Raw genomic sequence first — 23,417 nt, 5'->3', positions numbered from 1 at the left:
CAACATCAGAGGACAAGACATGTCGCACGTCGTGACTATCGCGACAGAGATTCGAGATCCCATTGCCCTACGTCGCTCTTGCCAAAGACTCGGACTGGCGGAACCGGTCCATCGGACCACCAAGCTGTTTAGCAGTGAGGCGACCGGCTACTGTGTCGAACTTCCCGATTGGAGATATCCGGTCGTCTGCCAGATCGAGACCGGCACCGTGCTCTACGACAACTACAACGGCAAGTGGGGCGATCAAGTCCACCTCGATCGGCTCAAACAAGCCTACGCGGTTGAAAAGTCCGTCTTTGAATCGAGACGACAGGGGCACTCGGTTACCGAACAAACCTTGGCTGATGGGACGATCAAACTCACCATTCAACTCGGAGGTGAAGCTTGAAAACCATCGAAATCCTCGTTCGACTCAACGGTGAAACTCGTGTTGAAACCAGAGGCTTCGCGGGCGATGAATGCCGAGAAGCGAGTCGATTGCTTGAGTCAACGCTGGGCAAACGGCAATCGGAAGTGCTGACGAGCGAATTCTACGCGAAGTCTCAAATCGAGCAAAACAGGCAACAAGAACGTTAGCCAAACAACTCGAAGTTCTTACTTCTCAAACGTTGACAAACGCTTGCAACGAAACCCGACGACGGGGTCCGTCACGCACTGACCTAGTTGTCGAAACCCAAATACTCATTCAAAAGGAATGCCTAATGAATCTTTCCGAACGGATCGAGGAATTGACACGAGCATGTTTCTCGGCCATCTGGGTTGAAAGCTACGAACACGATGACGCGATCGCAGAGATCGCACAATTGTGTCGAGACCAAGATTGGCGGATGGCCAGTTGGGACATTGACCAAGGAATTCAACTATCCGGCAGCACGGTCGGTGACGACCAAGCCTCAGATCCCTTGTCGGCGATCCGTGTGATACCCTCGCTCGCTTCAGAAGAATCGCCATTGATCGTTGTACTACGCAACTTTCATCGATTTCTCGGCTCGGCCGAAATCGTACAGACGCTAGCCGGTCAGGCCGTACGTGGAAAATCGACTCGAACGATCTACATCGTGCTGTCACCCATCGTCCTGATTCCAACCGAACTGGAAAAGCTGTTCGTCGTCGTCGATCACCCACTGCCGAATCGCCAGCTACTAAGACAGATTGCAGAAGAGATCGCCACCGAAGACGGTGAGCTTCCGACCGGCGACGAACTCGAAACAGTTCTCGACGCTGCGATAGGGCTGACGCGACTGGAGATGGAAAATGCCATCGGCCTCAGTCTCGTCCGCGAATCCAGGGTAAAGCCCGACACGATTTGGGAATTGAAATCGGGCATGCTGAAGAAGTCCGGGCTACTGCGTCTCTACAAAGGCGAGGAGGACTTCCGATCACTCGGTGGCCTGGAAAGCTTGAAAGCATTTTGCAAACGATCCCTTCTGCATTCGGGACGGGACAATCTGCTCAAACAGCCCAAGGGCGTGTTGCTGCTGGGTGTTCCGGGGACCGGCAAGACGGCTTTCGCAAAAGCACTCGGCCGCGAAACCGGCAGACCCACATTGATTCTCGACATCGGTGCCCTGATGGGAAGCCTCGTTGGACAGACAGAACAGAATGTCCGACGAGTGCTGCAAATCGCAGATGCGATGGCGCCCGCAATCCTGTTTGTGGACGAACTGGAGAAGGCCCTCAGTGGCGCATCGGGTTCGGGACAAAACGATTCAGGCGTGTCATCAAGGATGCTGGGGACGCTGTTGTCCTGGATGAACGATCACACATCAAACGTGTACCTGATCGCAACCTGCAATGACATCTCACGACTTCCGCCGGAACTAACTCGCGCCGAACGATTTGACGGTATCGTGTTCTTGGACTTACCTGGCCGGGAGCAGAAGGACCGCATCTGGGACCAGTACATTCGTCTGTTCCAGCTTGATGCCGATCAACGGCGTCCGGGTGATGAGGGGTGGACAGGTGCGGAGGTCCGCTCCTGCTGCCGTCTTGCCGCTTTGCTTGACATCCCGCTTTCGCAAGCCGCACTAAACGTGGTCCCAGTATCTGCGACCGCGTCGGAATCGGTCGAGCAATTGAGGCAGTGGGCCAGCGGGCGATGCCTTGATGCCGAAAAATCTGGCATATACCAATTCAAACCAACGAACGGCAAGGCTCGCCGTCGCGTCTCTCGCACGAATCCATCCCAGAACTGAACGATGGAAGTCGACCTTTCATCCAACGAACTCGCAGTCATTCGGGCTGCCTTGCGGTATTGGCGCGACGAAATGTTATCAGCCGAACCCGCAACTCAGAAACACTACTTCGATGCGTCACCCGTCCCAATGCTGGGAAAGGCAGAACTGGAGTCCGTCATCGCGCGACTCCAATCCCCATCCAAGTGAAAACCATATTCAGAGGAGTACCTATGAGCGTCATGCTCGACGAACCGGAAAGCCAAACAACGCAAACACATGGAAATCGGCTTCAATCCGAAACAACCGCCGTTCGACTTCACATCCGTTGGCCGGGGACTCGCAAGAGCCTCAGCCGCGATCAGCGACAACAGGCTGCGGGCGCCTTTGACGCGGATATCCGCACCCTATCTGCCGCCAAGCGATTGTTCGACACGTCACACCCCGCGTTTCGAGCGGTTTCGACTGTCAAAACAAAAGCGACCGCCTTGTGGAAAGGAATGACGTTGCCTTACATCGAGCCCGGCGTCCGCTTGTTGCGTCGAAACGATGTCTCTGAATTTGATGGCCAAATGACATCGATTCGGGATGAATTGGTCGATGCGGTAGCCGAATTGGATCGATGTTTCAGTGAGCTGGTTGACGCCGCACGGGAACAACTCGGTCACTTGTTCGATTCATCAGACTATCCGGCCACGGTAACCGACCAATTCGCAATCAGTTGGGACTTTCCATCTGTCAGTCCTCCGGCATATCTGCGGACGGTCAACCCCGAGTTGTACGAACAGGAATGCAAACGCGTTCAGTCGCGGTTTGCCGAAGCCGTCGAGCTCGCTGAACAGACCTTCGCGGAAGAGCTGACTCAGCTGGTCAATCACCTGGCCGAACGACTGTCGGGATCCGTTGATGGGAAACCCAAAGTTTTTCGCGACTCGGCTGTGACGAACTTGAACGAGTTTTTTGATCGCTTCAAGCGGCTGAATATCCACAGCAACGAATCGCTTGATGAACTGGTGGATCACGCGCGTCAGGTGATCAGCGGCGTTTCCCCGCAGGAGTTACGAGACCGAAATTCACTTCGGAATCACGTCGCAACATCGCTATCCCAGGTCGAATCGCGGCTCGATGAATTGATGACCGACCGACCTCGCCGCAACATCATCCGGGGCCCGCGATGACGGTCACGGTAGTAATTGATCCAAGCGGCCAGCTTCGGACGATATTCGATGATCGAGTCGATCTCAAAAGTGTCGGCTCGATCTCAATCAAGCGTGGTTCCTATGTCGAACCAACACCAGATGGGCAATGGACTGCCGATCTTTCCGTTGTAGGAGGTCCTGTTCTGGGACCGTTTCGACGGCGCAGGGATGCATTAGACGCCGAGGTCACTTGGCTTCAATCTCATTGGCTAGTTCGTCACTAGGTCTAGCCACCAACACAGATCTAGATCCGTAGCCCCGGTCGTCTGATGCAAATCAGACGGCCGGGGCTTTCTTTTTGTCCCCACCCATCTTGGAGATTTCGATGAACCAGAACGAACTCAACCGCGCCGTTGCCCGAGCAACGGGTGAGACCGTCACCGCGATCAAGCGTCTTGGATTCTTAATCGCGGACCCTGATCAGCCCTTTGATGATCCGACCGATCCCGTGCACGGCGGTCGTGTCCTCGACTGGGATGATTTTGACCTCCTATGCAGGGATCTTGATGACAGCAGCTTCGATCCCGAAGTTGCATTCTGCTAAAGCGATGACAGCTACTCGCAAGACGCAGAATCCCAACGTAACGGTTCGCCGCCACCCGATTCGCGGGCGGCGGCGAATTCGTTTTTCCAAACGCACCAAGAACAAGCGAGCCAAAAAGGTAAACAAACATGAAAGTCCTGTTGATTTCAAATGACGCCGGAGGATTCGCGGAGCACGTCGAACTGTCGGCTAGCACTACAGTCAAACAGCTTTTTGAGCGACACATCGGCGCCTTCAACCCGAACAATTACTTGATTCGAGTTAACCGGCAACCTGCAACGTCAGATCAATTGCTATGCGATGGTGACCGAGTGAGTTTCACCCCATTGAAAATTGAGGGTGCACACCGTTGAACAAGTCACGAAATCAAGCTTGTGCTCAATACGTTGCCGCAGCCGAGATCGCGGCGTTGTTGGCGACGCGTCCAACTCAGCATCTCTGCTTGGGCGGAGTCGAGGATTCACTGAACGACTGTCGTCGCTGGTTATCGCGATTTGATAAGGCCCGAATCCGTGGCTGGCACTGCGCCGCTCGTGAATCTGCGGAGCGGTACCGCGACGCCGTCGATCGATTGCGAAAACATGCTGAATCGATATCAGCCGTAATGCAACGGAAAGATCCCGAGGTCTCGCCAAGCTCGATCTTCCATGAAATCAGGGCGCTACGCCAAGAGTTTGACGATGTGGTGATCCAACGATCTACAAAGCAGCTTCGCTGTCGCACTGAAGAGATTGTTTTGGAGAGTGTCTACCTGGGACGCTTCGAGATCGTTCTGCGATGGGATCGAATCAATGACACGCGGCCTTACGAGGTGTTGTCCGTGGCCCCGGGAAATGGAACTCGTGATGGGACCACGCATCCCCATGTCCAAGGCGACACGCTCTGCGAGGGTGATGGTGCGACGGCAATCAAGCGGGCTCTTCAGGAAGGCCGCCTTTATGATTTCTTCTCTATCGTTGACCGAATCCTGAAAACCTACAACGCGGCAAGTGCCTACGTCTCGCTCGATGATTGGGACGGTGTGACGTGCCGATGCTGCGGCGATACGGTTGACTCCGACGACCTGTCTCGTTGCACAAAGTGCGAGACCGAACTTTGCGATGACTGCAGCACCAGCTGCGATTCGTGCTCCGATCGCTTCTGTAGCGAATGCATCGGAACGTGCGCCGGTTGCCATAACTACTGCTGCCACTACTGCGGCAAGTCCTGCGATGAATGTGATGAGTGTTTCTGTGACTCCTGCTTACATGAAGGGATGTGCGATGATTGCGTCGATCGAAATGAACAAGAATCAGCCGAAGTTTCCGATTTCCAAACCGAGCAACCGCGTGCTTAGGTTCACTCCCTACGCGATGGCGAAGCTACTTTTCCTCCGTGACGTTGGGCCAACCGAAGTCGGTGGATTCGGTATTTCCAATGCCGAGGATCTTCTCCTCGTGGAGGATTTTCAGCTCGTCGAGCAAGTTTGCACGGCGGTGTCCGTCGACTTTGACGACGATAGCGTTGCCGACTTCTTCGACTCACAAGTCGATGCGGGAAGGAAGCCCGAACAATTTGCCAGGATCTGGATCCACACGCACCCAGGGAGTTCACCTTCGCCGAGTGGGACGGACGAAGCAACATTTGAGCGCTGTTTTGGAGGCAGCGACTGGTGCGTGATGTACATCTTGGCGCGGGAAGGGAATAGCTATGCCCGCGCCCGATTCAACGTCGGCCCGCGGTGTGATAGGAGACTACGCTGCCGGACCCAATTCGAATGCGAGTTCCCAGCATCGGATCACGAGGCATGGTTTTCCGAGTACTGCGAAAACGTCTCTGTCGATGACCCTTTCGCGAGCCGCGACCGGAATACAGCTGCAGACATGGAATTCGAATGGTGGCAAGAGTCAGATTCGATGCAAGTTCAACGTTCCGGCACCTATCCGGAGTGGCGCCAATGAGTACAGCTACCGATCGGTTCCAGAGTCAACAGGGATTGGTGCCAGCAGATCGACTCGCCGAAATTTCGGCAACGGTCATTGGCGTCGGTGCCATTGGGCGACAGGTTGCGATTCAGATCGCTGGAATCGGCGTCCCTCGGATTCAGTTGATTGATTTCGACGTCGTCGATCTTTCCAATACGACAACGCAAGGCTACCGAAAACGAGAAATTGGCACTCTCAAAACGCAGGCTTGCGAGAGTGCCATCGGGGAGATCGATCCATCGATCGAAGTCGCTCGGATTGAAGATCGATTCCGGCCACGGCAGAAGATCGGCAACGCTGTATTCTGTTGCGTCGATTCGATCGCGGCACGCACAGCGATCTGGAATGCCATCGAGCGAAAAACGGATTTCTGGGCAGACGGCCGAATGCTCGGCGAGGTAATCCGAGTTTTGACCGCAACCGATACCAAATCAGCCGACCGATACCGCTCGACCCTATTCCCAGCAGCCGAAGCTCAGCAAGGCACCTGCACGTCACGAAGCACCGTTTACGCCGCAAGTATCGCCGCCGGATTAATGGTCCACCAATTCACCCGCTGGCTCCGCAACATCCCCATCGACACCAAAACCAATGCCAACCTCCTATCCGGGGAATGGACGGTCTTCGACCGTTGACATTGCCATGTGCTCCTATCACCCCATTTTCCGCCACCCTGGCCTTCCTGCCCATGACCGACGGGCTGAAAGACACTTCTTCAGTATCGAATTGACAGACATGGCAACGTAAGCAGGTAAAGAAAATGATCTACCTCGGCGTCGGCCGCACATTAATCGTTAGGCAAGAGACGATAAGAGCATTTTGAGAGGCCTCCCGTGGTAATGCTGGCTTCCACGCAGATTTCCGTGCAACTGATCGCTATTGTCGAGAAATCGATTGCATTTAGCCTAATTCGCTTGCGAGCCTTATTGATTGCGGTGTGGGATGCTTTCGCGATCCGACAGTTCCGCATATCGTTTCCGAAGGGCTTCACGAATGATCTTTTCCCTCGCTGGATCCTCGAAGGATGCGATTAGTCGTCGGACATCGTGCTCCGGCAAGGCCAAAGTGGTCATGACCTCGGTCACGTCATCGCTCGCTGGGTATGACTCAATTGGTTCCGTCGTAAAGTCTCCACCGTATTGCGTGCGCAGCTCGGCGACATTTCGGTCTCGTGCTCGTTTTGCTGCTGCATAGACGCCTCGGTTGTAGCCTCCAAATGGTTGCGTCACCCGACTTAACAAACCCGACTCTGCTACATCGCCAGATCCTGCCCCCGCGTCAATCTCAATAAGGAAAATGCCACGCCGTCGCAACTCTCTAGCAAGCTGCTGGCAACTCGGTGTTTCAGTGGTTTCAATTTTGGATAGGATGGCCAACACCGAATCAACACCCGTGTTGTCGACCATCCCGCCATCCAGGAAATGGATTTGGTCATCCGAACCGTTGTTCGGCTCGGGGACCTCTGCGGCAATTCGAGTAGGCTCAAACCCGAACGGAAAGGACGACGACATTCGAACGGCCCGGGTTAGCCGAACGTTTGGCTGGGTGCCGCCGGCCTGAAGGGTTGAAAGGCTGTACGGTTCGTGGTCTTTGTCCGAGAGAGTCCATCGTTCGCCTTCCGCGGTTTGTTCCAGTCTCCAGCGTGAAAACCAACCTTTCGGCAATCTCGGAAACCCCACAATCACGCGTCGTCCGGTATCGATATCGGCCACACCGAACGTGAGCAGCGGTTTACCTGGGTCCAGCGTTGTCTGATCGATCGACTGCCAGGGAAATGCTCGATCCCAATACGCGGTCAACGACTCACCACGATTGGAAAAGGGAGTCAGGAAGCCTCGGAAGATCGGTCCGAGGTAATCGCGGGTAACCGCGTCCTGCGTCGATAGCTGCCAATCAGATGGATAGTAATGGGCAGCCAATGCGAGGCCGCCGCCAGAAACTCCGCTTCCCAACCATACACAAGCTGGATGCTGCCCGTCCTGGCGAAATTCGTCCTCAACGATTTCCAGCGACAATGCCGCAACCAATGCTGCCCGTGAACCGCCCCCGCTAGCAGTGACGATGATGACGGGGCCTTCTGGTTCATTCCGCAAGCGGCGAAGCGACGCTTCAACCCAGTCCACTGGCTCTACGCTTCTTAATTGTTCCACGACATCTGGAACATCTGTTGGGCCCAGGTCTACGTGGCTGGTCAGGCTGGCGGCCAAACCCAACACCAAGCAAACGATCAGCCGCCAGGGCCAGTATGTGTTTCGATAGAGGAAATCAAATAACGCGGCTAAGAGCGTGCCAGTAAAACCAAGAACTAAGAACGCCCAAACTGTGTAAACCGACATGTCGAAAGCATCTGACGACTCCACTGCAACCCAGACCAGTTCCAATAGCAACGCTGACACGAGAAGAATGGATAACACTTCACCAGTGCGTCGCCACACCCGCACTCGCCTCTGGACTGTTTCGTCCGCTTCCCCAGTTTCCTCAGTCTGATCAGGGCCATCGAGGACACGGTCTGGACCCACCCAGGTTCCTAGCCCCAGCCAGAGCGCTACCATTGCGGCGAACAGTCCCAGCATACGAATGAAACCGCCCGGGAGAGGCCACACCGAATCGATGCTGGATAGTAATGACGGTGAAAGCGGGCACGACATGGCCATCCAAAGCCCAAGGCCGGCCAACGTCAAATTGACGAAAACAGCCCAGCCAGTCCCGCCAAACTTTCGCCCAAGCCGCGCAATCCAATATAACGCTTGCGTCGGTGTAACAACAAACACTCGGAATGGATATCGGAGCAAACGCCGCACGGAAATTGGCACCTTTCGGAGCGTGCGATCCACAACCGTTTCATCAGGCGAGAGAAACAGGAAATATCCAATTAACACAGCACCCCAGATGGCCAGCGCGAAAGTCATCCATCGGATCATGCCGCCGACGGCGAACACGTCAATGACCAACTCTCGGATCTGGTCCACCGAAAGCCCTACGAAAAGAAACGCCGCCAAAGCAAGCACTGTCAGCAAGTGGCGACCGAGAAGTTTCTTTAAGGCCTGGGGAACGCGATAATCGAACATCTAGAAATTCCAAATTGCGGCCGGGCGGTCTAACTGAAAAATTTGAATCATAAATCAAAGTCGCTGCTATCCCGACCGGATTCAATAGTGCTCGGCCTAAAGGAATCAGTGTCGGACTTTGGATTGGATTAACGTTGAAGTGGTTCGATCAGACGCGACCAGAAGTATTCTGCTGCACCCGCCTGGGTCAGTTGCTCGTCAGACACCTCACGAAAGTGAAATCCCATTGTCGGTCGCCACCCCAATGCAATTCCATCCGTCACAACACCGAGCAATTCGTTGCACGAGCTGCCGCGGCTTGATTTGTCAGCGCTATACGCGATTTGGTCCCCACCGAAGCTGTCAGACAGGCTGACCGAACATTCAGACTTCGGCGAGCCATGCTCGTAGATGGTTGCCGTAAAAGTGTTCGCGTCGACTTGGCGGAATGACGTTTCGATGCCGGGATTTCGAGATTGAAGCTCGGACAGCGAACCCTCGAAGAAAGTGGCCATGTATTGAAAGGAATCTTCACGGAATCGGTCCTTGTCACGCTGCGAGAAATCGCGTTTCAAACGCAGATTGCTTGATCGTGGATTTTCAGAAACCAATGTTGCTTCTTGAACCGGAAAAAAGGCCTCTTTCGAAAGGCTGGACGAAGCGGCGTTTCCTGATGCGGCCTGGCGAATCGCACTCGTAATCTGAAGAAACGCATCGTGCATGTTTGGAAACTTTGATATTGGTTTTCCATCCTGCGGTATCGCCAAAAGCTTCCCGAACGGAGCCATGTGCCACTCGCAAGGATCCACAATAACAGGAATGACGCGGGCGTCCCCGGCGTCGTGTCGCTCCATGGCCCTCGTCATTTCTACGGCGTAGCAGTACTGCGACGCAATGAAGTAGGGGCTTACAAGAAGCAGCACAATGTCCGCCTTTTCCAAGTGCTCACTTATCTTGCCGTTGAATTCATCACCGGCAACAATTCGCCGATCATGCCAAGTCTCGATGACACCCTGTCGTTTCAGCATCGCAAGGTGTATTTCAAGCTCGTCACGAATCACTTCGTCGCGGTGCGAGTATGAAAAAAATAGGTTGGCCATCTAGATTGGTCTCCAAAGAATCTATTGATAGTGGCGGTGGGTTCCCGTCGGCATACATCACGTTGCGGCACGGCTTCCACGGCATACCAACGTTGGCGATGCCGGGCTGCCTCTAGCCTGCCTTCCTGCGGACCCAGACGGGTTCGAGTCTTGGACTCGCACACTTCTCACAAACGACCGGATAGCCGGGCTCGTCTTTCTCGCGGGGGTCTTCTCGATCAAAGACTTCGACTTCGAAACGGTGGCCACAAATCTGGCATTTAAGTAGCTTCACGAGCATCTGCTTTTCTCCGAAAAAACGTTGGTGTTTGCTAAACACTGCACGATTGGGTTGCGAAAAATGACCGCGATGTGCGGCCACAACTTCATGCAGATCTAATTGGAGCAAACTTCCGAAGGGTGTCAAGTGTTTTACAAACACACACGTCAGTCCAGGTCGTCAAACAACGTCTTTTCTTTGACTTTCACGAGCAAATTTAATTTTTGCAGGCGTCTTCGCATTGCCGGTGGTGAGACTTCAAAGATGTCGGCCATCGGCTTCGCGGCGGCTTCAAAGAGGGCGTTCTCCTCTGCGAGGGGTCCGGTTTTGAATCTCAGCCTCCGCTGGATTTCAGCTTGTAGATCTGGGGATGCGTTGGCGCGAATTTCGTCCAGAGACATCGGATCGCCGTGTTCGGTTTGGCTGTGCCAGACCCGGCGGATCATGGCCTCGGGCATCATCAGCATTGCCGCAAACATATCGGCTTGGAGTTCGATCGGGTCGTCGTCGCCGTCGCGGCAGATATAGTTGGGGCGATTTGGATCGTCGGGCAAGAGCGAAGTTTGCGTGACGACGCGCTTTTGAAATTTGCGGCGATGGAGCCGCCAGTGGCCGACTTCATGAGCGAGCGTGAAGTGGTATCGCCCGAGCATCTGTGGATGTTCGTGGGGATCGAGAGATTGGTCGATGCCGATTTTTTGCTCTTCCACCCACAGCGCACCAAAGACGCCATCGACTTGAAACAACTCCTTGGCGTCGATGATCTCAAAGTCGAGCTTCAAGTAAAGTTCGACAATGTCGTCGATAGGGATCGGTGGCTCGATTATCTGACGTTGAGCGTTTCCGAACTCGGTCATCAATTGCTGGACTTCAAAGTCCATTTGCTGTGGTGTGATGAAATCCACACCGTACTTGCCCATGCCCCGACGCGTCATTTGTACTTGCCTTTTTCTTCGCGAATTTCGTCAGCCGCCTCTCTCAGTCGCTTGATTTGCTCGGGTGACATTCCTTTCACGGCCCGCAAAAGATCAGGTACTGCCGGGTCAGTGTGGATAATGTCCGGCAGATCTTCTGAAAGTCGATCCGCCAACGCCATCCATTCATCAACACTCTCTTCAAGCAACGTCGCGATCCGCTCGACGCGGTCTGCTGTAGGTGGAGCTACCTTGCCCTGTTCGACTTGCGATAGGTAGGTCGGACTAACGTCGACAGCAATGGAAAACTTGCGAAGGCTATACCCTTTCGCGACACGTGCTTCACGCAAGCGTTCGCCGAATGTCTGCTTCTTCTTTTTGGCCATGGTTAAAGCTCCCCTTTGAATGCACGGTCGAGGATTGATGGCATCATAGCGTCGAGATTAGCTTTGGCCTTAGTTCGCTCTCGGTGCGCGGATCTTATGCGTTTTAATAGCGTTCCAAATCGTTGTTGCTCCGCCATCTCCGGAATTGGAACCTTGATTTTTTCAAGTTTTTTTAAACCAAGCGTTCGGTTTCGTCCCGCACCGCCCGGCGAAGCATCACTGATGCTGGCCATTCCCTCTGGTGTCAACAAATAGAAGCACAGAAATTGCGGAGTCGCGAGACCTTCCTTAGGTACGCAAGTAATAAACCGGTGGGAGCCGACCCGGCCGTGATCCTTTGCCTTGGCAACAGCAATCGCGCCCTCCCACGCGAAGACGTTGCTGAACACTAAATCACCGGCCTCGATTCGATAAAGCTTTTTTGAACCCACTGACATGAAATCTAGTGATGGCTTGTGAAACGTTCCCTTTCCGAACGAGCGTATGCCAAGCTCAGCAAAAGTCTCCCCTGGTTTCGGCAGGACGCGTCTGCGGACAATCGGTGCAACATTTACCAAGGGAAAGTACTCTGAATCCGCAGTGACTTCACTCATTCTGCTTCGCAAGAGTCCGAGCGAAAGGCTGTCAACTTCGTGATGTGCCGCATAAATCTGTTGCAGCTTTTGGTGGATGGATTCGATCCGTTCTGAGATCGCGATTTGCTCATCAATTGACGGTAATGGAATCGCGTAATTGTATAGTGCCTCTGGCTTGATTCGTTGTCTGCGACTACCCATTCCTGTCGTAAATTGAGCAACCTCTGTCCAGGTTGTGGATCTGCGGAAAAACCAGGCCAGAAACCGATAGTGAAGTCGTTCTTCATTGCACTCAAACAAGGGAAATTCGTTCGACACGAAGTGTCCATCGAATTCAACCGGAACTAATCCATAGGCCCCTTCAAAAGCGAATAGTCTGCTGTACACAAACTGATTCGCTCTTGCGCGGTACAGCGACGACGCACTCGATGTCGAACCAGAGATCGGTGGTTTTTCGAATAGCCCTCGTCCGCAATTGTAGATCCCAAAGTTCGGATACTCTTGATCGACCTCGACAATCACTCGTTCATCACTTTTGGAGATAAGTTCGCCAAGCGGGACCATTGGCCAGTTTTGCTGATTCATCTAACCGCTGCTCCTTGCCAACTCGGCCTTGATCTCTTCCATTATCTCGATGATGCGCCGCTCTTTCACCAGAATATCGTCGGCCAGTTTCTCCGGTGGCAGATGTTCAAGGGCCTCCGCGCTTTTAGGGTTCTTCTGGTCCAAGTTGCAAGAGACTAGTGCACCTGTGTCGTCGTACTTAAGGACATCATCGACGGACACTCTCCATGCGTTATCCGTTTCCTTCCTACGTTTCAACGCAAACCATTTGGCAACGTCGTCAAACTCATTCGGCTGAATTGGCTTAGTCTTCGTGTAGTTCTTGCGACCTTCCGGAGGCGGCAGTTCGTAATACCAAATCGCCTTGGTCGGTCCAGAGCGATCGAAAAAGAGCAAGTTGGTTGGAATGATCGTGTAGGGCGCAAAAACGCCGTTGGGCAATCGTACGATCGTGTGCAAATTGAATTCTTTCAGAAGTTCTTCTTTAATTCGCGCACAGACTCCGTCGCCAAACAACGTTCCGTTTGGAACAACGACTCCGGCACGGCCGCCAATTGCATTATTGCCGGCAGGCTTCCTCAGCTTTCGCATGATGAGTTGCAGGAACAGCAAAGCCGTCTCGGACGTTTGCTTATCGGCCGGAAAGTTGTTGCGAATGCCGGCTTCTTCTTCGCCGCCAAACGGTGGATTCGTCAGAATGACGTCAACGCGGTCCTTGGCACCCAATTCGGTGATCTTCACGGTCAGCGAATTGCCATAGTCAATCGAAGGTGCGTCAAGCCCGTGTAGAAGTAGGTTCATCTGAGCCAGCATGTAAGGCAGCGGTTTTGCCTCGCCACCAAAGATGCTTTTTTCCTGAAGCGTCTTACGCTGCTGGACCGTATTGCATTGCTTCTCCAAGTGCTCGAATGCTTCCGACAGAAACCCGCCAGTGCCGCAGGCTGGATCGAGCACGACCTCACCAAGCTGCGGATTGGTCACTTGAACCATGAATTGAACGACGGGTCTTGGCGTATAGAACTCGCCCGAATCACCGGCCGCGTCCCGCATCTCGCGAAGCATCGACTCGTAAAGCCGAGCCAGCGTGTGAATCTCGTCGGTCGAATCGAAATGAATTCCATCGACAAGGTTGATCACATCACGCAATAGGTAGCCCGACAACATGCGGTTGTTGACGCCATCGAACACTGTCGCAATGACTCCACGTCGCCGATCATCGGCAGTGGCCTGCAGCCCACGCAAATACGCCAGCAAACCGAGTCCGCGACTTCCATCCGGCCGAGTCGCTTCATCTTGGTTGACGAACGCGATCAGCTCATCACCCGTGATACCATCCTTATCCGTTGCCCAGTCACGCCAACGATAGGGCGCCTCAATGGCGGACTTGTACTTCTTGCCGGCGATCTCAGCTCGTGCTTCCTGTAGCTTCTCTCGATCATCAAGAAACTTTAAGAACATGACCCATGTAAGTAGCGGCAAACGATCAAGGTCTCCGTTGAGTCCCTTGTCCTTGCGCATGATGTCGCGAGCCGATTTGATCAGTGAGCCCAATTGCTGCGCGGTCGTTTTCGGGGCTGCGGGCCTCTTAGCCGTCTTGGCTTTCTTTTTTGCCATCTCGTAATCCTACCGTTAGGTGGCGTCAGTCTTGTAATAGCCTTCAGCGATCAAAATTCGATCGGCAATCTGATTCAGCTTTGTTTCAATCATTCCAAATTTTGAATTGTAGTAAGGTTCGACAGAACCTTCGATGAACTCTGCTTCTACGGTGGGCACAAGGTGACCACCAGGACCAACCCGGAAATTGAACGAGTCAAGAAACTCCCATCCATATGGCTTGGTCATTCTAAAACTCGACCGAAGAAACTCGCACATCCCGTTGCTTGCCTTCACTTGAGCAGGAAAAACAAAGTTGCACGCTGGTCGCGCGTCTGTCTTGAAAACCGGTGAAACGTGTGTTGAAAAGTAGCAAACTCCATCGAACCCCTCGTTCTTGGTGATCCACTGGAGTAGCAACTGAGGAACTATGTATTCAGGCTTGAACGGACCGCCTCGATCTTTTACGCGAATTGAGCAAGCTGCAATCAGCGGCCAAAGAATCAAACTTGGAACGATGAATTCAAATCCTGGGTCACTATCTCGTAGATCGGTTTCTTGGTTTGTATATAAAGCTAGTCGAGCAGGGCGGTTTGAGAGATTCAGTATTTTTACGGGGCGATCGCAAGCCAGCCAAAAAGCAGAGCAATAAAGTTTGTGTAAAGGTGGACGCCCCATCTCTTCCCAGCAGGTATACAGCGAACCTCCCAGGTATAGACACGGCAGGCCTGGAATACTGTAGCGTTGAGTTCCTACCTTCGACCGCAGTTCAAAAGGTATATGGAACAAAGCCTTCGGATCATCCAAGGGTGTGTCAGATACGCGGACTCTGTATGTGAACCCTAGATCGGTTGCAGAGATGTTCTTTAACGCGATCGAATTCAATTCTGGGAGAACTGCTTTAATCGCTTCCTCGAACCTAGAGTACGCATCCTGTGGATGCCCGTCGAAAAATAGTGCAACGGTCTGCTTGATCGAGTCCGCGAGATTTTCGATTCGAGTCGCATTCTTCGCTACCAACTCTTTCACTGGACATGGAGCTAGATCGTTGATAGCTGAAAGGTAGTTCTGGAACAGAACGGTAAGGAAACCCTCGAAGTCATGGGACTTTTTCCAGTCTGTAGGAAGATTTACATGCTCATGCTGAAGGAGTTTGTCTAGGTGCATTGGTCAAGCTGCTGCATAAAGCAGCGTTTGAAGTTGGATGATTGCTTTGCGGAGTTCTTCCACGCCGCCAAACCGCTTGGCGATCTCGATCACGTTGCCGTATTCGCTGATCGGAGGAACCTCTAGCACGTCTGGGATAACGAACTGAGCGGTGCCGTGTTCGGTGTACTTATCGAGTAACTCATTGAGGATGCTTCGTGCCTCGGGGCCGAACTGCTCGAAGAAGTCGCTGCGATCGCTTCGCAGTCGCTGAGCACGTTCACGGCGTGTCCTTAACGGTGCGTTGAACGCTAGGTGGCAGATCAGATCGAGTGGGTCGGCGTCAGGTTGATTCGCCGATTCGGCTAACTGGTCGAAGTCGATGCCGCGATCTTCCAGTTTCTCAATGATGTCGCTGCGCTTTTGCGGATCTGCCCACTCGCCTCGCAACTCGGCAGCGTTGCGATACAGCGTCCGCACCTTATCAGCGGTGTAATCGGTGAACTGGACGACGCGAAGTTGCGTTCCGTCAGGATCAAGTTCGTAGACTAGATGCGCGGCGATCTCGACTTGGCCACCATCGAAGTAGAATTTTCGCCTGGGCTCGTCAGGTTCATCTGGCGCTAGTTCGGTGGTGACCTCGTAGCCTTCCTCTTCCTCTTGAACCGTGATGACTTCATCGACAACTGTTTCGCCTTCGTCGTTGATCGTCTGTTCGGTTTCGATGGTCGGATCGCCATCAAAGTCCGTGTCTGCGAACAATCGAGTTGCTGACCCGGTGTAATCGAGGATGCTGAAGAACAGTTTTCCGTAGTCGTCACGTACCCGAGTCCCGCGACCGATGATCTGCTTGAACTCGGTCATCGAGTTGATGATTCGCACTAGAACGATGTTCTGAACGGTGGGGGCGTCGACACCGGTGGTTAGCAGTTGCGACGTCGTCAGGATGACTGGGGTACGTCGTTCTAGATCTTGAAAGTTGCTCAGGTGTCCGCGGCCGATCTCTTTTTCGTCTGAGGTAACGCGACAAACATAGTCGGGGATATCGCGAACCAAGTCCGCGTTCAAATTGTTGAGGGCGCGACGCATTTCGTCGGCGTGTTCTTGGTCTACACAAAAAACGATCGTCTTGCCGTAGCGGTCGGTCTTCTTCAAGTACTCCGTCAGGTGCTTGGCGACGGCGTCGGTCCTCGCACGTAGCGAGACGACCCGTTCAAAATCCGTGGTTTGATACTCTTCGTCAGGAATCTCGCGACCGAACCGATCGAGTTCACCCGCGCTGGGTCGCCATCCAACCGCGTCCCAAGTCGTGACGATCCGGTGGACGCGATACGGCGCAAGGAAACCGTCGGCGATTCCTTGCCGCAGGCTATAGATGTAGATCGGATCGCCGAAGTAGTCATAGCTGTCCGCATTGTCTTCGCGGCGTGGCGTGGCGGTGAGGCCGACTTGAATTGCTGGCGAGAAGTATTCGAGGATCTCTCGCCAACTGCTATCATTGCGAGCGCTACCTCGATGGCACTCGTCGATCAGTATCAAATCGAAAAAGTCACGCTCGAACTCTTTGTAGAGCCCTGGGCGGTTGGCGTCTTCGGCGATGGATTGGTAGATCGCAAAGTACATCTCGCGGCTTTGGACAATTTTGCCGCCAGTGATCTTGTAGCGAGCGTCACCAAAGGGCGCGAACGTCTTGGCCATCGGATCGTCGACCAAAATGTTCCGATCAGCGAGATACAAGATACGCGGCTTGCGATGGCTGCCAGTTCGATTCCAACGCGACGACCACAATTTCCAGCAAATCTGAAAGGCAACGACGGTCTTGCCGGTTCCAGTGGCCATCGTCAGTAAACTTCTCGGCGTGCCGCCGGCGATCGCACCTACAGCGCGGTTGATCGCGATCTCTTGGTAGTAACGCGGCGAAAATCCGCTCAAGTGATAGGCCGGCGCGAGAACGGATTCAGCGGCCGTCTCGGTAATAGATTCTGCATCCGTTAGTCGTCGCCATAGCTCGTCTGGGGTTGGAAACGCAGTCAGTTCGGATTCGATGCCGGTCGTGTAGTCAAACTCGACAATCCCGTGACCGTTGGTCGAGTAAGCGAACATTAGGCCAAGGATCTCGGCGTAATCTTTGGCTTGTTGCAATCCGTCGCTCGGCGTTGCGTACGAACCCTTCGCTTCGACGACAGCGATCGGGAAGTCGGGGCGGTGGCGAAGGATATAGTCGGCCCGCTTTCCGGGGCGACGTTTGGCTCGCCTGCCCGTGACAATGATCCGGCCGTCCGTAAAAGTGACCTGTTCGTTGATGCGGTGCGGTTCTTCCTCCCAGCCCGCATCCTGAAGGCGCGGGACGACATACTTCCGGCAGGTATCGGCTTCGTTGGCCATTGTTGGAGTTGCCAAGCTTTAAGAGAAACATCGCCGTGGCTGTGCAGTGAACAGCAAACATGATACGCTGCTCCAGTGTAGGGCACAACGAGGAGACTGGTTGAAGTGGACCCCAATATTTGGACCACGACTTAAGATAGAAAATTTGTGTTTTGATCGGTAAAACTAGGATCAATCCGAGATTTCATTTACCGAGGAAAATCATGGCAAGGAAACGCCGATCGTTCTCTCCGCCTTTCAAGGCAAAAGTAGCCTTGGAGGCAGTGAGGGAGGTCAAGACGATTTCAGAAATCGCTCAAAAGCATAAGCTGCATGCGACTCAGATCAACCTTTGGAAGAAGCAGTTGCTTGAAGGTGTCGAGGACATCTTTGAGGACGGACGAACCAAGCCCACCAAGGAGACGTCCAACGAGCCTGACGCCGCCGAGCTGTACGAACAGATCGGCCGTTTGAAAGTTCAGTTGGAATGGCTCAAAAAAAAAGTGGCCCAAAACGGTGACTGAAGCCAGGGAGTGGATCGATTTCGAGAACCCTGATTTGAGTGTCCGTGAGCAATGTCACTTACTGGGAATCCACAGGAGCAGCATCTACTACGAACCCCAACCGGAGACCGAGGAGAATCTTCAATTCATGAGACTAATGGATGAATAACACCTCAGGCATCCGGCTCGCGGTTCACGGCAGATGGTCGATTTCCTGGAGGACCAAGGATTCATTGTGAACCGCAAGCGAGCACCGCAATTGATCTTCATGCATCCTCAGCGATTGGTGGTGCCGTTGTTTCAGCGTCCTTACGTTTGGAACGAAGAGAACCAGTGGGAGCCGCTTTGGTTGGACGTGATCCGCATGGCCGATCGCGTACTTCAAGATCCAGCGGGCAAGCATTACCCACACTTTCTAGGCGCTGTGGTGCTGCAGCAAGTGCCGAATCCGGCTGGCACCATGCAGGAACGGACCATCATCGACGGGCAGCAGCGACTGACTACGTTGCAGTTGCTGTTCGATGCCCTGCATGCCGAATTGGTCGGTGCTGATGCAACCGCGCCGGCGATGCGATTGGAGCCCTTGATCACAAACGCGGAGCCGTTTCGGACCAATCCAGAAGACCAGTTCAAGGTATGGCCTACCAACCGTGATCGACCTGCGTTCAACGCTGTAATGTCGGCACCTGTGCCGGTCGATTACGACGGCGTTGGTTTCAGGGACCAGAGAATGACGCAAGCTCACCGCTACTTTGCAGAGTCGGCGGCTGCGTGGTTGCGAGAAAATGGGGATAATGCTGTAGCGAAGCGGGCTGCAGCGATAGAAACCGCAGTGCGTGACTTGCTGCAACTGGTCGTGATTGATTTGGGGGCGGACGAGAATGCGCAAGAGATATTTGAGACGCTCAACGCTCGCGGCGCTCAGCTAACAGCCGCCGATTTGATCAAGAACTTCATCTTTCAGCGACTGCTAGAGGCCGGTGCTGATGTCGAGGTTGCATACCGGAAGTATTGGCGAGATTTCGAGCGGTCGTTCTGGGAAGCGGAGCTGAGCGTTGGCCGTACCCGCTACTCCCGGTCGTCGATCTTTCTTAATCACTGGCTGATCGCCCAAACTGGGGAAGAGGTAGTTGCACGTGAAGTTTTCACGCGTTTCAAAAGATTTGTCGATGAGTCTGATCAGACCATGGAAAGCTTGCTTTCACGTCTGACGGCTACCGCAAAAATCTATCGCAACTTCATTGAAGCGGGAGCAAATCAGTCTGGTACGGTGAATCGGATCGGCTTATTCGCATATCGCACAGGGGCGATGGAGAGCGAGGTCATCAAACCCTTGGTACTTGTTTTGTTGGATCCCGAAAAGGATACAATTCCCGACAATCAGCTGGATAAGGCACTTTCTGTGATCGAAAGTTGGATGGTCCGCCGAATGCTGCTACGGGCCACGACCAAGAATTACAACCAGCTCGTGTCAGAACTCGTTCGGCATCTACAAGGCTGCGATCGCTCGAAGGCTGGTGACGCAATCGAAGCGTTCCTACTCGACCAAAAAAGCAATAGCCGTTACTGGCCGGATGACCAAGAAGTTAAGGAGCAGCTAAAGGTCTTACCAGCCTACCGACGATTGGGGCGTGGCCGGCTAAGAATGGTCTTAGAAGCTGTTGAAGATCGACTTCGAGGCTGGCATGGTGCGCAGACCGGATTAGGCGGTGAACGTGTCCCAAGAGGAAAGTTGGCTATCGAGCACATCATGCCACACAAGTGGGCCGCAAACTGGCCGCTACCCGCAGGGCCCAGAAGTGAAGGTGAGCGAGAGGCATTAATCCGCACGCTCGGTAATTTGACGCTGCTCACCTCGCGATTGAATTCAAAGGTCTCCAATGGCCCTTGGGCTGGTGACAACGGTAAGCGGCAAGGGCTTGAAGGCCACGACGTCTTGGTCATGAATCGCGAGCTGCTAAAGGAGTCGAAGACTGAATGGACGGAGGCGAAGATTCGCTCACGAAGCGAACAAATTGCGTCACTCATCACCGAAATCTGGCCGACTCCTGATGGCTATAAGTCTGGGTTCGCAACCGAGGCGGTGCGCCCGAGGCATCGCGTTGATTTGAGCGACCTGCTGAGCGCTGAATTCCTCCAAGCCGGGATGAAGTTGACACCGAGACGCAAGAAGTTTCGCGATGAAGTTGCCGTACTGTTGTCGGACGGGCGGATTGAATGGAACGGGCAGTTTTTCGCCAGCCCATCGAACGCAGGGAAGGCAATTACCGGCCTGAAAGCTGTCAACGGCTGGTATTTCTTCCTTGTGGATACCGACAAGAAGCGGTCGCTTAAAGATGTGCGGATCGACTATCTCGAGTCCATCTCGGCCGACCCGGATGATGACAACGACGACGATGCATAGCGAGAAACGGTGCCGCTGGCTTTCATTCACTCGGGAAGCCAATTGTGTCCTGATACAATCGCAACGCGATCCTATTCGGAATCGTAGCATGACGACAAAAGGGCATTGAAGGAGCATTTGGACGGTTGCTCGCCTGGCGGCATTATTTTCGCTCAGGTGAAATGCAATCTCCTCCAGCGTTGGCAGTGGTGATCGATATTGTTACTCCGTTCACTCGTCGAGTGCAATCAATATATCGCCTTCACCACGTTTGTCGATGTAATCGATTAGCTGCTTTAGCGCTGCTAAAAGTCGTTTCGCACGTGCTTGACTGACGAAGTTACCGCTCTGTCCGTATCGCCACCGGCGATCGCGGCGTTCCATCAATTTTTCGATGGCAACTGCGAAAGTCTTTTTCGCACGCAGTGCCAGTGCCGAGTCAGGATCGAGAAAGTCCTGTTCATAGATACGGTATCGAAGCGCGTAAACGACAACTAACCCGCTATGCTCGAACAGCCATGCCAAATTGTCTTTCTTGATTTCATCATCAAAAACGTTGATACATTCCTGAACGAGCAATGTGGCATCTTGGCTTCGTAACTCACTCATGGCATCTTGCCGTTGACTTAGCAGCCGTCCCAGTGCCTGCATTTGATAATTCAAAAGCCGTTTTTTGTTTCCGGTAGGTATTTCAGCTAAAAGCTTCCTAACGAAAATGGATGCGGTCTTCGGATTGCGAATGCAATTCCCTGCGATGATACACGTGGTCTCGCCTGTCTTGGATGTTTGAGTGATCTCACGACGAATCCAAGCATCCATACCGACACAGTCCGCTGACATAAATCCAAGAAGCTTGACCGCCTCATCGTGTGTCCTCTTGTGAATTGCGGATGGAGTCACCGAAACGTAGGCCAAGATTAGCTTCGTCAACTCGTCTACGATCGATTGATCTTCTCCCGGAGGAACATGCCCATCGGAACTGACCGCAGAGGTTCCTGACGCGACTCGCGCTGTGTCGAGCAATCTGCTTAGCGACGCGTATTTGGAATTGACGCCATCCGGACCATGAACGTCTCCAAGAAACTGCTTTGCTCGACTTCGAAACGCCTTCCACCTTCCGATTTCCGCTGGTCGTGGACGAAGGTTCGGGAAAGCTCGAGGTCGGCTTTTTGCATAGGCTTCTTTTCCGATCGGTACCCCTTCATCGTCCAGCAGATGTGACATGCGGTCCCAGTTTGCCTGAATACTTCTGGCTGGCACCGTTCCGTATGCTTCGGTCAACAAACGAAGCTTGGCATTTCCTTGCGCAGGCGTAGCAGACACATGAAGACGAGCCGCAAGATCCAACTCTGCGGGATGATCCAGTCGAACCTGCAATTCTCGCACGCCGTCGTACTCGTCATGGGCGACCACTAGTTTGATGCTTGTTGCACCGCGACGCAGCGCGAGCCCATCGATCGGTCGAGGCAGGTTCCACTCTTCTCCGCCTGGGACAAACTGATCCATGTCGCCAAGCAGACTAAGCCAGTCGTATTGATGATTGCGATCGACGAATAGCTCAAGATCGGGAAGCGTGTCGAGGTAACTGATGCGGTCCTCAACCCGATCACGCGCAAAGACTGCTGCGCCACGAGCGAGAAGGCTCTCACCGGTGACTCCATCGGCTATAAATGGAGGATTCTGGCCCGCCGCTGTTCGCCGCCGGACTTGTTCGCCGCTGGCTACCTGATTGGCAAAATCCCCAACGAAGATGATGGTTGCCGAAGAAGGAATTGTCGATAGGTGATCGGCAAGTGAAAGATCAACCTGCCAACGGCTCTTTTGCTCTACTGACCAACCTGCGATTTGCTCCAGCAGGTTTGATTCGGATATCGAAGAATCGGATTCATGAGCCAGCATAGATGAAGCGAATCGCTGCTTCCAAATGGTTTGCGAATTGACATGGTCACATGCGGCGGCTTCCGTCCAGCCAAAACCAGGAGTGTGCCAATCGCTGACGATGGGGCGTCTGCGAGCCGGAATCCATCGAAATCCATCTGACGCTTTTGTTGGAACCAGTTGAAGAGTCGAGCACCGGACCTGCCCCCAATCGGCGTGAACGATTGGTAAAGTCAGAGGATCATCGGAATCGCTTTGCGGCGGCTTCAATGTGTCCCGAAGTTGCTCAAGCCAAGCGAGCGCGGCTGCGACAGGAAGCCAAAGCAACGATGCATTAACCCTTGCCGCGGAACATGCGTCAAGCAGTTTTTGCTGCTCCCGCTGCCGAAAGTCATTAGGAATAACAATCGCTGATGGTGCGTTTTTGCCATGAATCTTAGCAAGTTGAGATGCACCGCTCGAAATTGCGTCAAGCGAACTCAGTTCATGATCCTCGTCATCAATCGCCCATCTCCAACGTTCATTCCCGTCGTCAGCTCGGCCGGTCCATGCGGCGGCGACTGGGAAGCGACCACTGCCAGTTTCTGAGCTCACGAATGCTTCGGGTGGCCAGAGTGCGGCGGTTCCTCGAGGGTGAGGTGGCGACCAATAGTCCAGCCTGAGCGGCTCGCCAACCATTCGGCTCAGCAAAACCGAGGCCGGAACGTTCTTCCCGTTCTGTCGTTTCTCAATCGTGTTCTGTCCGCGTTCAAATGGAACGGCATGGGCGGCCCAGTGCATGGATCCCAGGCTGATTCCCCACGCATGTTTGTCTGGTGCCGGCG

19 protein-coding genes are annotated in these 23,417 nt (G+C 53.7%); 10 read left to right on the top strand and 9 right to left on the bottom strand.

The features are described from left to right. The first annotated feature begins 19 nt into the window (after positions 1 to 19). The 8 genes from LOC67_RS10855 to LOC67_RS10815 all read left to right on the top strand — a co-directional run bounded on the left by LOC67_RS10855 (position 20) and on the right by LOC67_RS10815 (position 6,516). Positions 20 to 388 (top strand): DUF1257 domain-containing protein, encoded by a 369-nt coding sequence (locus tag LOC67_RS10855; RefSeq protein ID WP_230262597.1) that lies wholly within the window; start codon positions 20 to 22, stop codon positions 386 to 388. Next, a complete protein-coding gene (locus tag LOC67_RS10850) occupies positions 385 to 576 on the top strand; it encodes a DUF2997 domain-containing protein (RefSeq protein WP_230262596.1) in 192 nt (63 codons plus the stop codon). The genes LOC67_RS10855 and LOC67_RS10850 overlap by 4 nt, the downstream gene beginning before the upstream one ends. A 125-nt stretch (positions 577 to 701) precedes the next feature. Further along, the gene (locus LOC67_RS10845) at positions 702 to 2,195 is read left to right on the top strand and encodes an AAA family ATPase (protein ID WP_230262595.1); all 1,494 of its coding nucleotides are present in this window, start codon (positions 702 to 704) and stop codon (positions 2,193 to 2,195) included. A gap of 212 nt (positions 2,196 to 2,407) precedes the next feature. Beyond that, positions 2,408 to 3,352 carry a hypothetical protein gene (locus LOC67_RS10840; protein WP_230262594.1) on the top strand — a complete coding sequence of 315 codons (945 nt, stop codon included), beginning with the start codon at positions 2,408 to 2,410 and terminating at the stop codon, positions 3,350 to 3,352. 346 nt (positions 3,353 to 3,698) lie between these two features. Continuing rightward, positions 3,699 to 3,917 (top strand): hypothetical protein, encoded by a 219-nt coding sequence (locus tag LOC67_RS10830; protein ID WP_230262592.1) that lies wholly within the window; start codon positions 3,699 to 3,701, stop codon positions 3,915 to 3,917. Positions 3,918 to 4,266: 349 nt separating this feature from the next. Beyond that, positions 4,267 to 5,253 (top strand): hypothetical protein, encoded by a 987-nt coding sequence (locus tag LOC67_RS10825; protein WP_230262591.1) that lies wholly within the window; start codon positions 4,267 to 4,269, stop codon positions 5,251 to 5,253. After that, positions 5,198 to 5,857: a Mov34/MPN/PAD-1 family protein gene (locus LOC67_RS10820; RefSeq protein WP_230262590.1), complete on the top strand. Its 660-nt coding sequence runs from the start codon at positions 5,198 to 5,200 to the stop codon at positions 5,855 to 5,857. Before LOC67_RS10825 ends, LOC67_RS10820 begins: the two co-directional genes overlap by 56 nt. Next, a complete protein-coding gene (locus LOC67_RS10815; protein ID WP_230262589.1) occupies positions 5,854 to 6,516 on the top strand; it encodes a ThiF family adenylyltransferase in 663 nt (220 codons plus the stop codon). The genes LOC67_RS10820 and LOC67_RS10815 overlap by 4 nt, the downstream gene beginning before the upstream one ends. A 288-nt stretch (positions 6,517 to 6,804) precedes the next feature. Here LOC67_RS10815 and LOC67_RS10810 read toward each other — a convergent pair whose 3' ends face one another. The 8 genes from LOC67_RS10810 to hsdR form a co-directional block, all read right to left on the bottom strand. Beyond that, positions 6,805 to 8,949, bottom strand: coding sequence for a patatin-like phospholipase family protein (locus tag LOC67_RS10810; RefSeq protein WP_230262588.1), 2,145 nt, complete (start codon positions 8,947 to 8,949; stop codon positions 6,805 to 6,807). A gap of 128 nt (positions 8,950 to 9,077) precedes the next feature. Then, on the bottom strand, positions 9,078 to 10,028 hold the full coding sequence (locus LOC67_RS10805; protein ID WP_230262587.1) for a toll/interleukin-1 receptor domain-containing protein: 951 nt from the start codon (positions 10,026 to 10,028) through the stop codon (positions 9,078 to 9,080). Positions 10,029 to 10,454: 426 nt separating this feature from the next. Next, positions 10,455 to 11,069, bottom strand: coding sequence for an ImmA/IrrE family metallo-endopeptidase (locus LOC67_RS10800; RefSeq protein WP_230262586.1), 615 nt, complete (start codon positions 11,067 to 11,069; stop codon positions 10,455 to 10,457). 149 nt (positions 11,070 to 11,218) lie between these two features. Beyond that, positions 11,219 to 11,587 (bottom strand): helix-turn-helix domain-containing protein, encoded by a 369-nt coding sequence (locus tag LOC67_RS10795; RefSeq protein ID WP_230262585.1) that lies wholly within the window; start codon positions 11,585 to 11,587, stop codon positions 11,219 to 11,221. A 2-nt stretch (positions 11,588 to 11,589) separates the two neighbouring features. Beyond that, positions 11,590 to 12,549 (bottom strand): restriction endonuclease subunit S, encoded by a 960-nt coding sequence (locus LOC67_RS27575; protein ID WP_230262584.1) that lies wholly within the window; start codon positions 12,547 to 12,549, stop codon positions 11,590 to 11,592. A 198-nt stretch (positions 12,550 to 12,747) separates the two neighbouring features. Next, positions 12,748 to 14,340 carry a class I SAM-dependent DNA methyltransferase gene (locus LOC67_RS10785; protein WP_230262583.1) on the bottom strand — a complete coding sequence of 531 codons (1,593 nt, stop codon included), beginning with the start codon at positions 14,338 to 14,340 and terminating at the stop codon, positions 12,748 to 12,750. 15 nt (positions 14,341 to 14,355) lie between these two features. Then, positions 14,356 to 15,486 carry a hypothetical protein gene (locus tag LOC67_RS10780; protein ID WP_230262582.1) on the bottom strand — a complete coding sequence of 377 codons (1,131 nt, stop codon included), beginning with the start codon at positions 15,484 to 15,486 and terminating at the stop codon, positions 14,356 to 14,358. Positions 15,487 to 15,489: 3 nt separating this feature from the next. After that, the gene (gene hsdR / locus LOC67_RS10775; RefSeq protein ID WP_230262581.1) at positions 15,490 to 17,850 is read right to left on the bottom strand and encodes an EcoAI/FtnUII family type I restriction enzme subunit R; all 2,361 of its coding nucleotides are present in this window, start codon (positions 17,848 to 17,850) and stop codon (positions 15,490 to 15,492) included. 203 nt (positions 17,851 to 18,053) lie between these two features. On the opposite strand from hsdR, the gene LOC67_RS10770 reads away from it, so the two are divergent. Together LOC67_RS10770 and LOC67_RS10765 are read left to right on the top strand one after the other, a co-directional pair. Next, complete coding sequence (locus tag LOC67_RS10770) at positions 18,054 to 18,353, top strand: transposase (protein WP_230262580.1); 300 nt, start codon at positions 18,054 to 18,056, stop codon at positions 18,351 to 18,353. A 181-nt stretch (positions 18,354 to 18,534) separates the two neighbouring features. Continuing rightward, positions 18,535 to 20,736 carry a DUF262 domain-containing protein gene (locus tag LOC67_RS10765; RefSeq protein WP_230262579.1) on the top strand — a complete coding sequence of 734 codons (2,202 nt, stop codon included), beginning with the start codon at positions 18,535 to 18,537 and terminating at the stop codon, positions 20,734 to 20,736. Between the two features lie 210 nt (positions 20,737 to 20,946). On the opposite strand, the gene LOC67_RS10760 is transcribed toward LOC67_RS10765, so the two are convergent. Then, positions 20,947 to 23,187 (bottom strand): hypothetical protein, encoded by a 2,241-nt coding sequence (locus LOC67_RS10760; RefSeq protein WP_230262578.1) that lies wholly within the window; start codon positions 23,185 to 23,187, stop codon positions 20,947 to 20,949. Between the last annotated feature and the right edge of the window lie 230 nt (positions 23,188 to 23,417).

The organism is Stieleria sp. JC731, from assembly GCF_020966635.1.
Taxonomy (GTDB): Bacteria; Planctomycetota; Planctomycetia; order Pirellulales; family Pirellulaceae; genus Stieleria.
This window is presented reverse-complemented; position numbering and strand designations above follow the sequence as displayed.

What these genes read in the sequence shown, in the direction of transcription:
- LOC67_RS10855 (WP_230262597.1), top strand. Translation starts at nt 20, where the DNA reads ATGTCGCACGTCGTGACTATCGCGACAGAGATTCGAGATCCCATTGCC.
- LOC67_RS10845 (WP_230262595.1), top strand. Translation starts at nt 702, where the DNA reads ATGAATCTTTCCGAACGGATCGAGGAATTGACACGAGCATGTTTCTCG.
- LOC67_RS10840 (WP_230262594.1), top strand. Translation starts at nt 2,408, where the DNA reads ATGAGCGTCATGCTCGACGAACCGGAAAGCCAAACAACGCAAACACAT.
- LOC67_RS10830 (WP_230262592.1), top strand. Translation starts at nt 3,699, where the DNA reads ATGAACCAGAACGAACTCAACCGCGCCGTTGCCCGAGCAACGGGTGAG.
- LOC67_RS10820 (WP_230262590.1), top strand. Translation starts at nt 5,198, where the DNA reads ATGAACAAGAATCAGCCGAAGTTTCCGATTTCCAAACCGAGCAACCGC.
- LOC67_RS10815 (WP_230262589.1), top strand. Translation starts at nt 5,854, where the DNA reads ATGAGTACAGCTACCGATCGGTTCCAGAGTCAACAGGGATTGGTGCCA.
- LOC67_RS10810 (WP_230262588.1), bottom strand. Translation starts at nt 8,949, where the DNA reads ATGTTCGATTATCGCGTTCCCCAGGCCTTAAAGAAACTTCTCGGTCGC.
- LOC67_RS10805 (WP_230262587.1), bottom strand. Translation starts at nt 10,028, where the DNA reads ATGGCCAACCTATTTTTTTCATACTCGCACCGCGACGAAGTGATTCGT.
- LOC67_RS10795 (WP_230262585.1), bottom strand. Translation starts at nt 11,587, where the DNA reads ATGGCCAAAAAGAAGAAGCAGACATTCGGCGAACGCTTGCGTGAAGCA.
- LOC67_RS10785 (WP_230262583.1), bottom strand. Translation starts at nt 14,340, where the DNA reads ATGGCAAAAAAGAAAGCCAAGACGGCTAAGAGGCCCGCAGCCCCGAAA.
- LOC67_RS10780 (WP_230262582.1), bottom strand. Translation starts at nt 15,486, where the DNA reads ATGCACCTAGACAAACTCCTTCAGCATGAGCATGTAAATCTTCCTACA.
- hsdR (WP_230262581.1), bottom strand. Translation starts at nt 17,850, where the DNA reads ATGGCCAACGAAGCCGATACCTGCCGGAAGTATGTCGTCCCGCGCCTT.
- LOC67_RS10770 (WP_230262580.1), top strand. Translation starts at nt 18,054, where the DNA reads ATGGCAAGGAAACGCCGATCGTTCTCTCCGCCTTTCAAGGCAAAAGTA.
- LOC67_RS10765 (WP_230262579.1), top strand. Translation starts at nt 18,535, where the DNA reads ATGGTCGATTTCCTGGAGGACCAAGGATTCATTGTGAACCGCAAGCGA.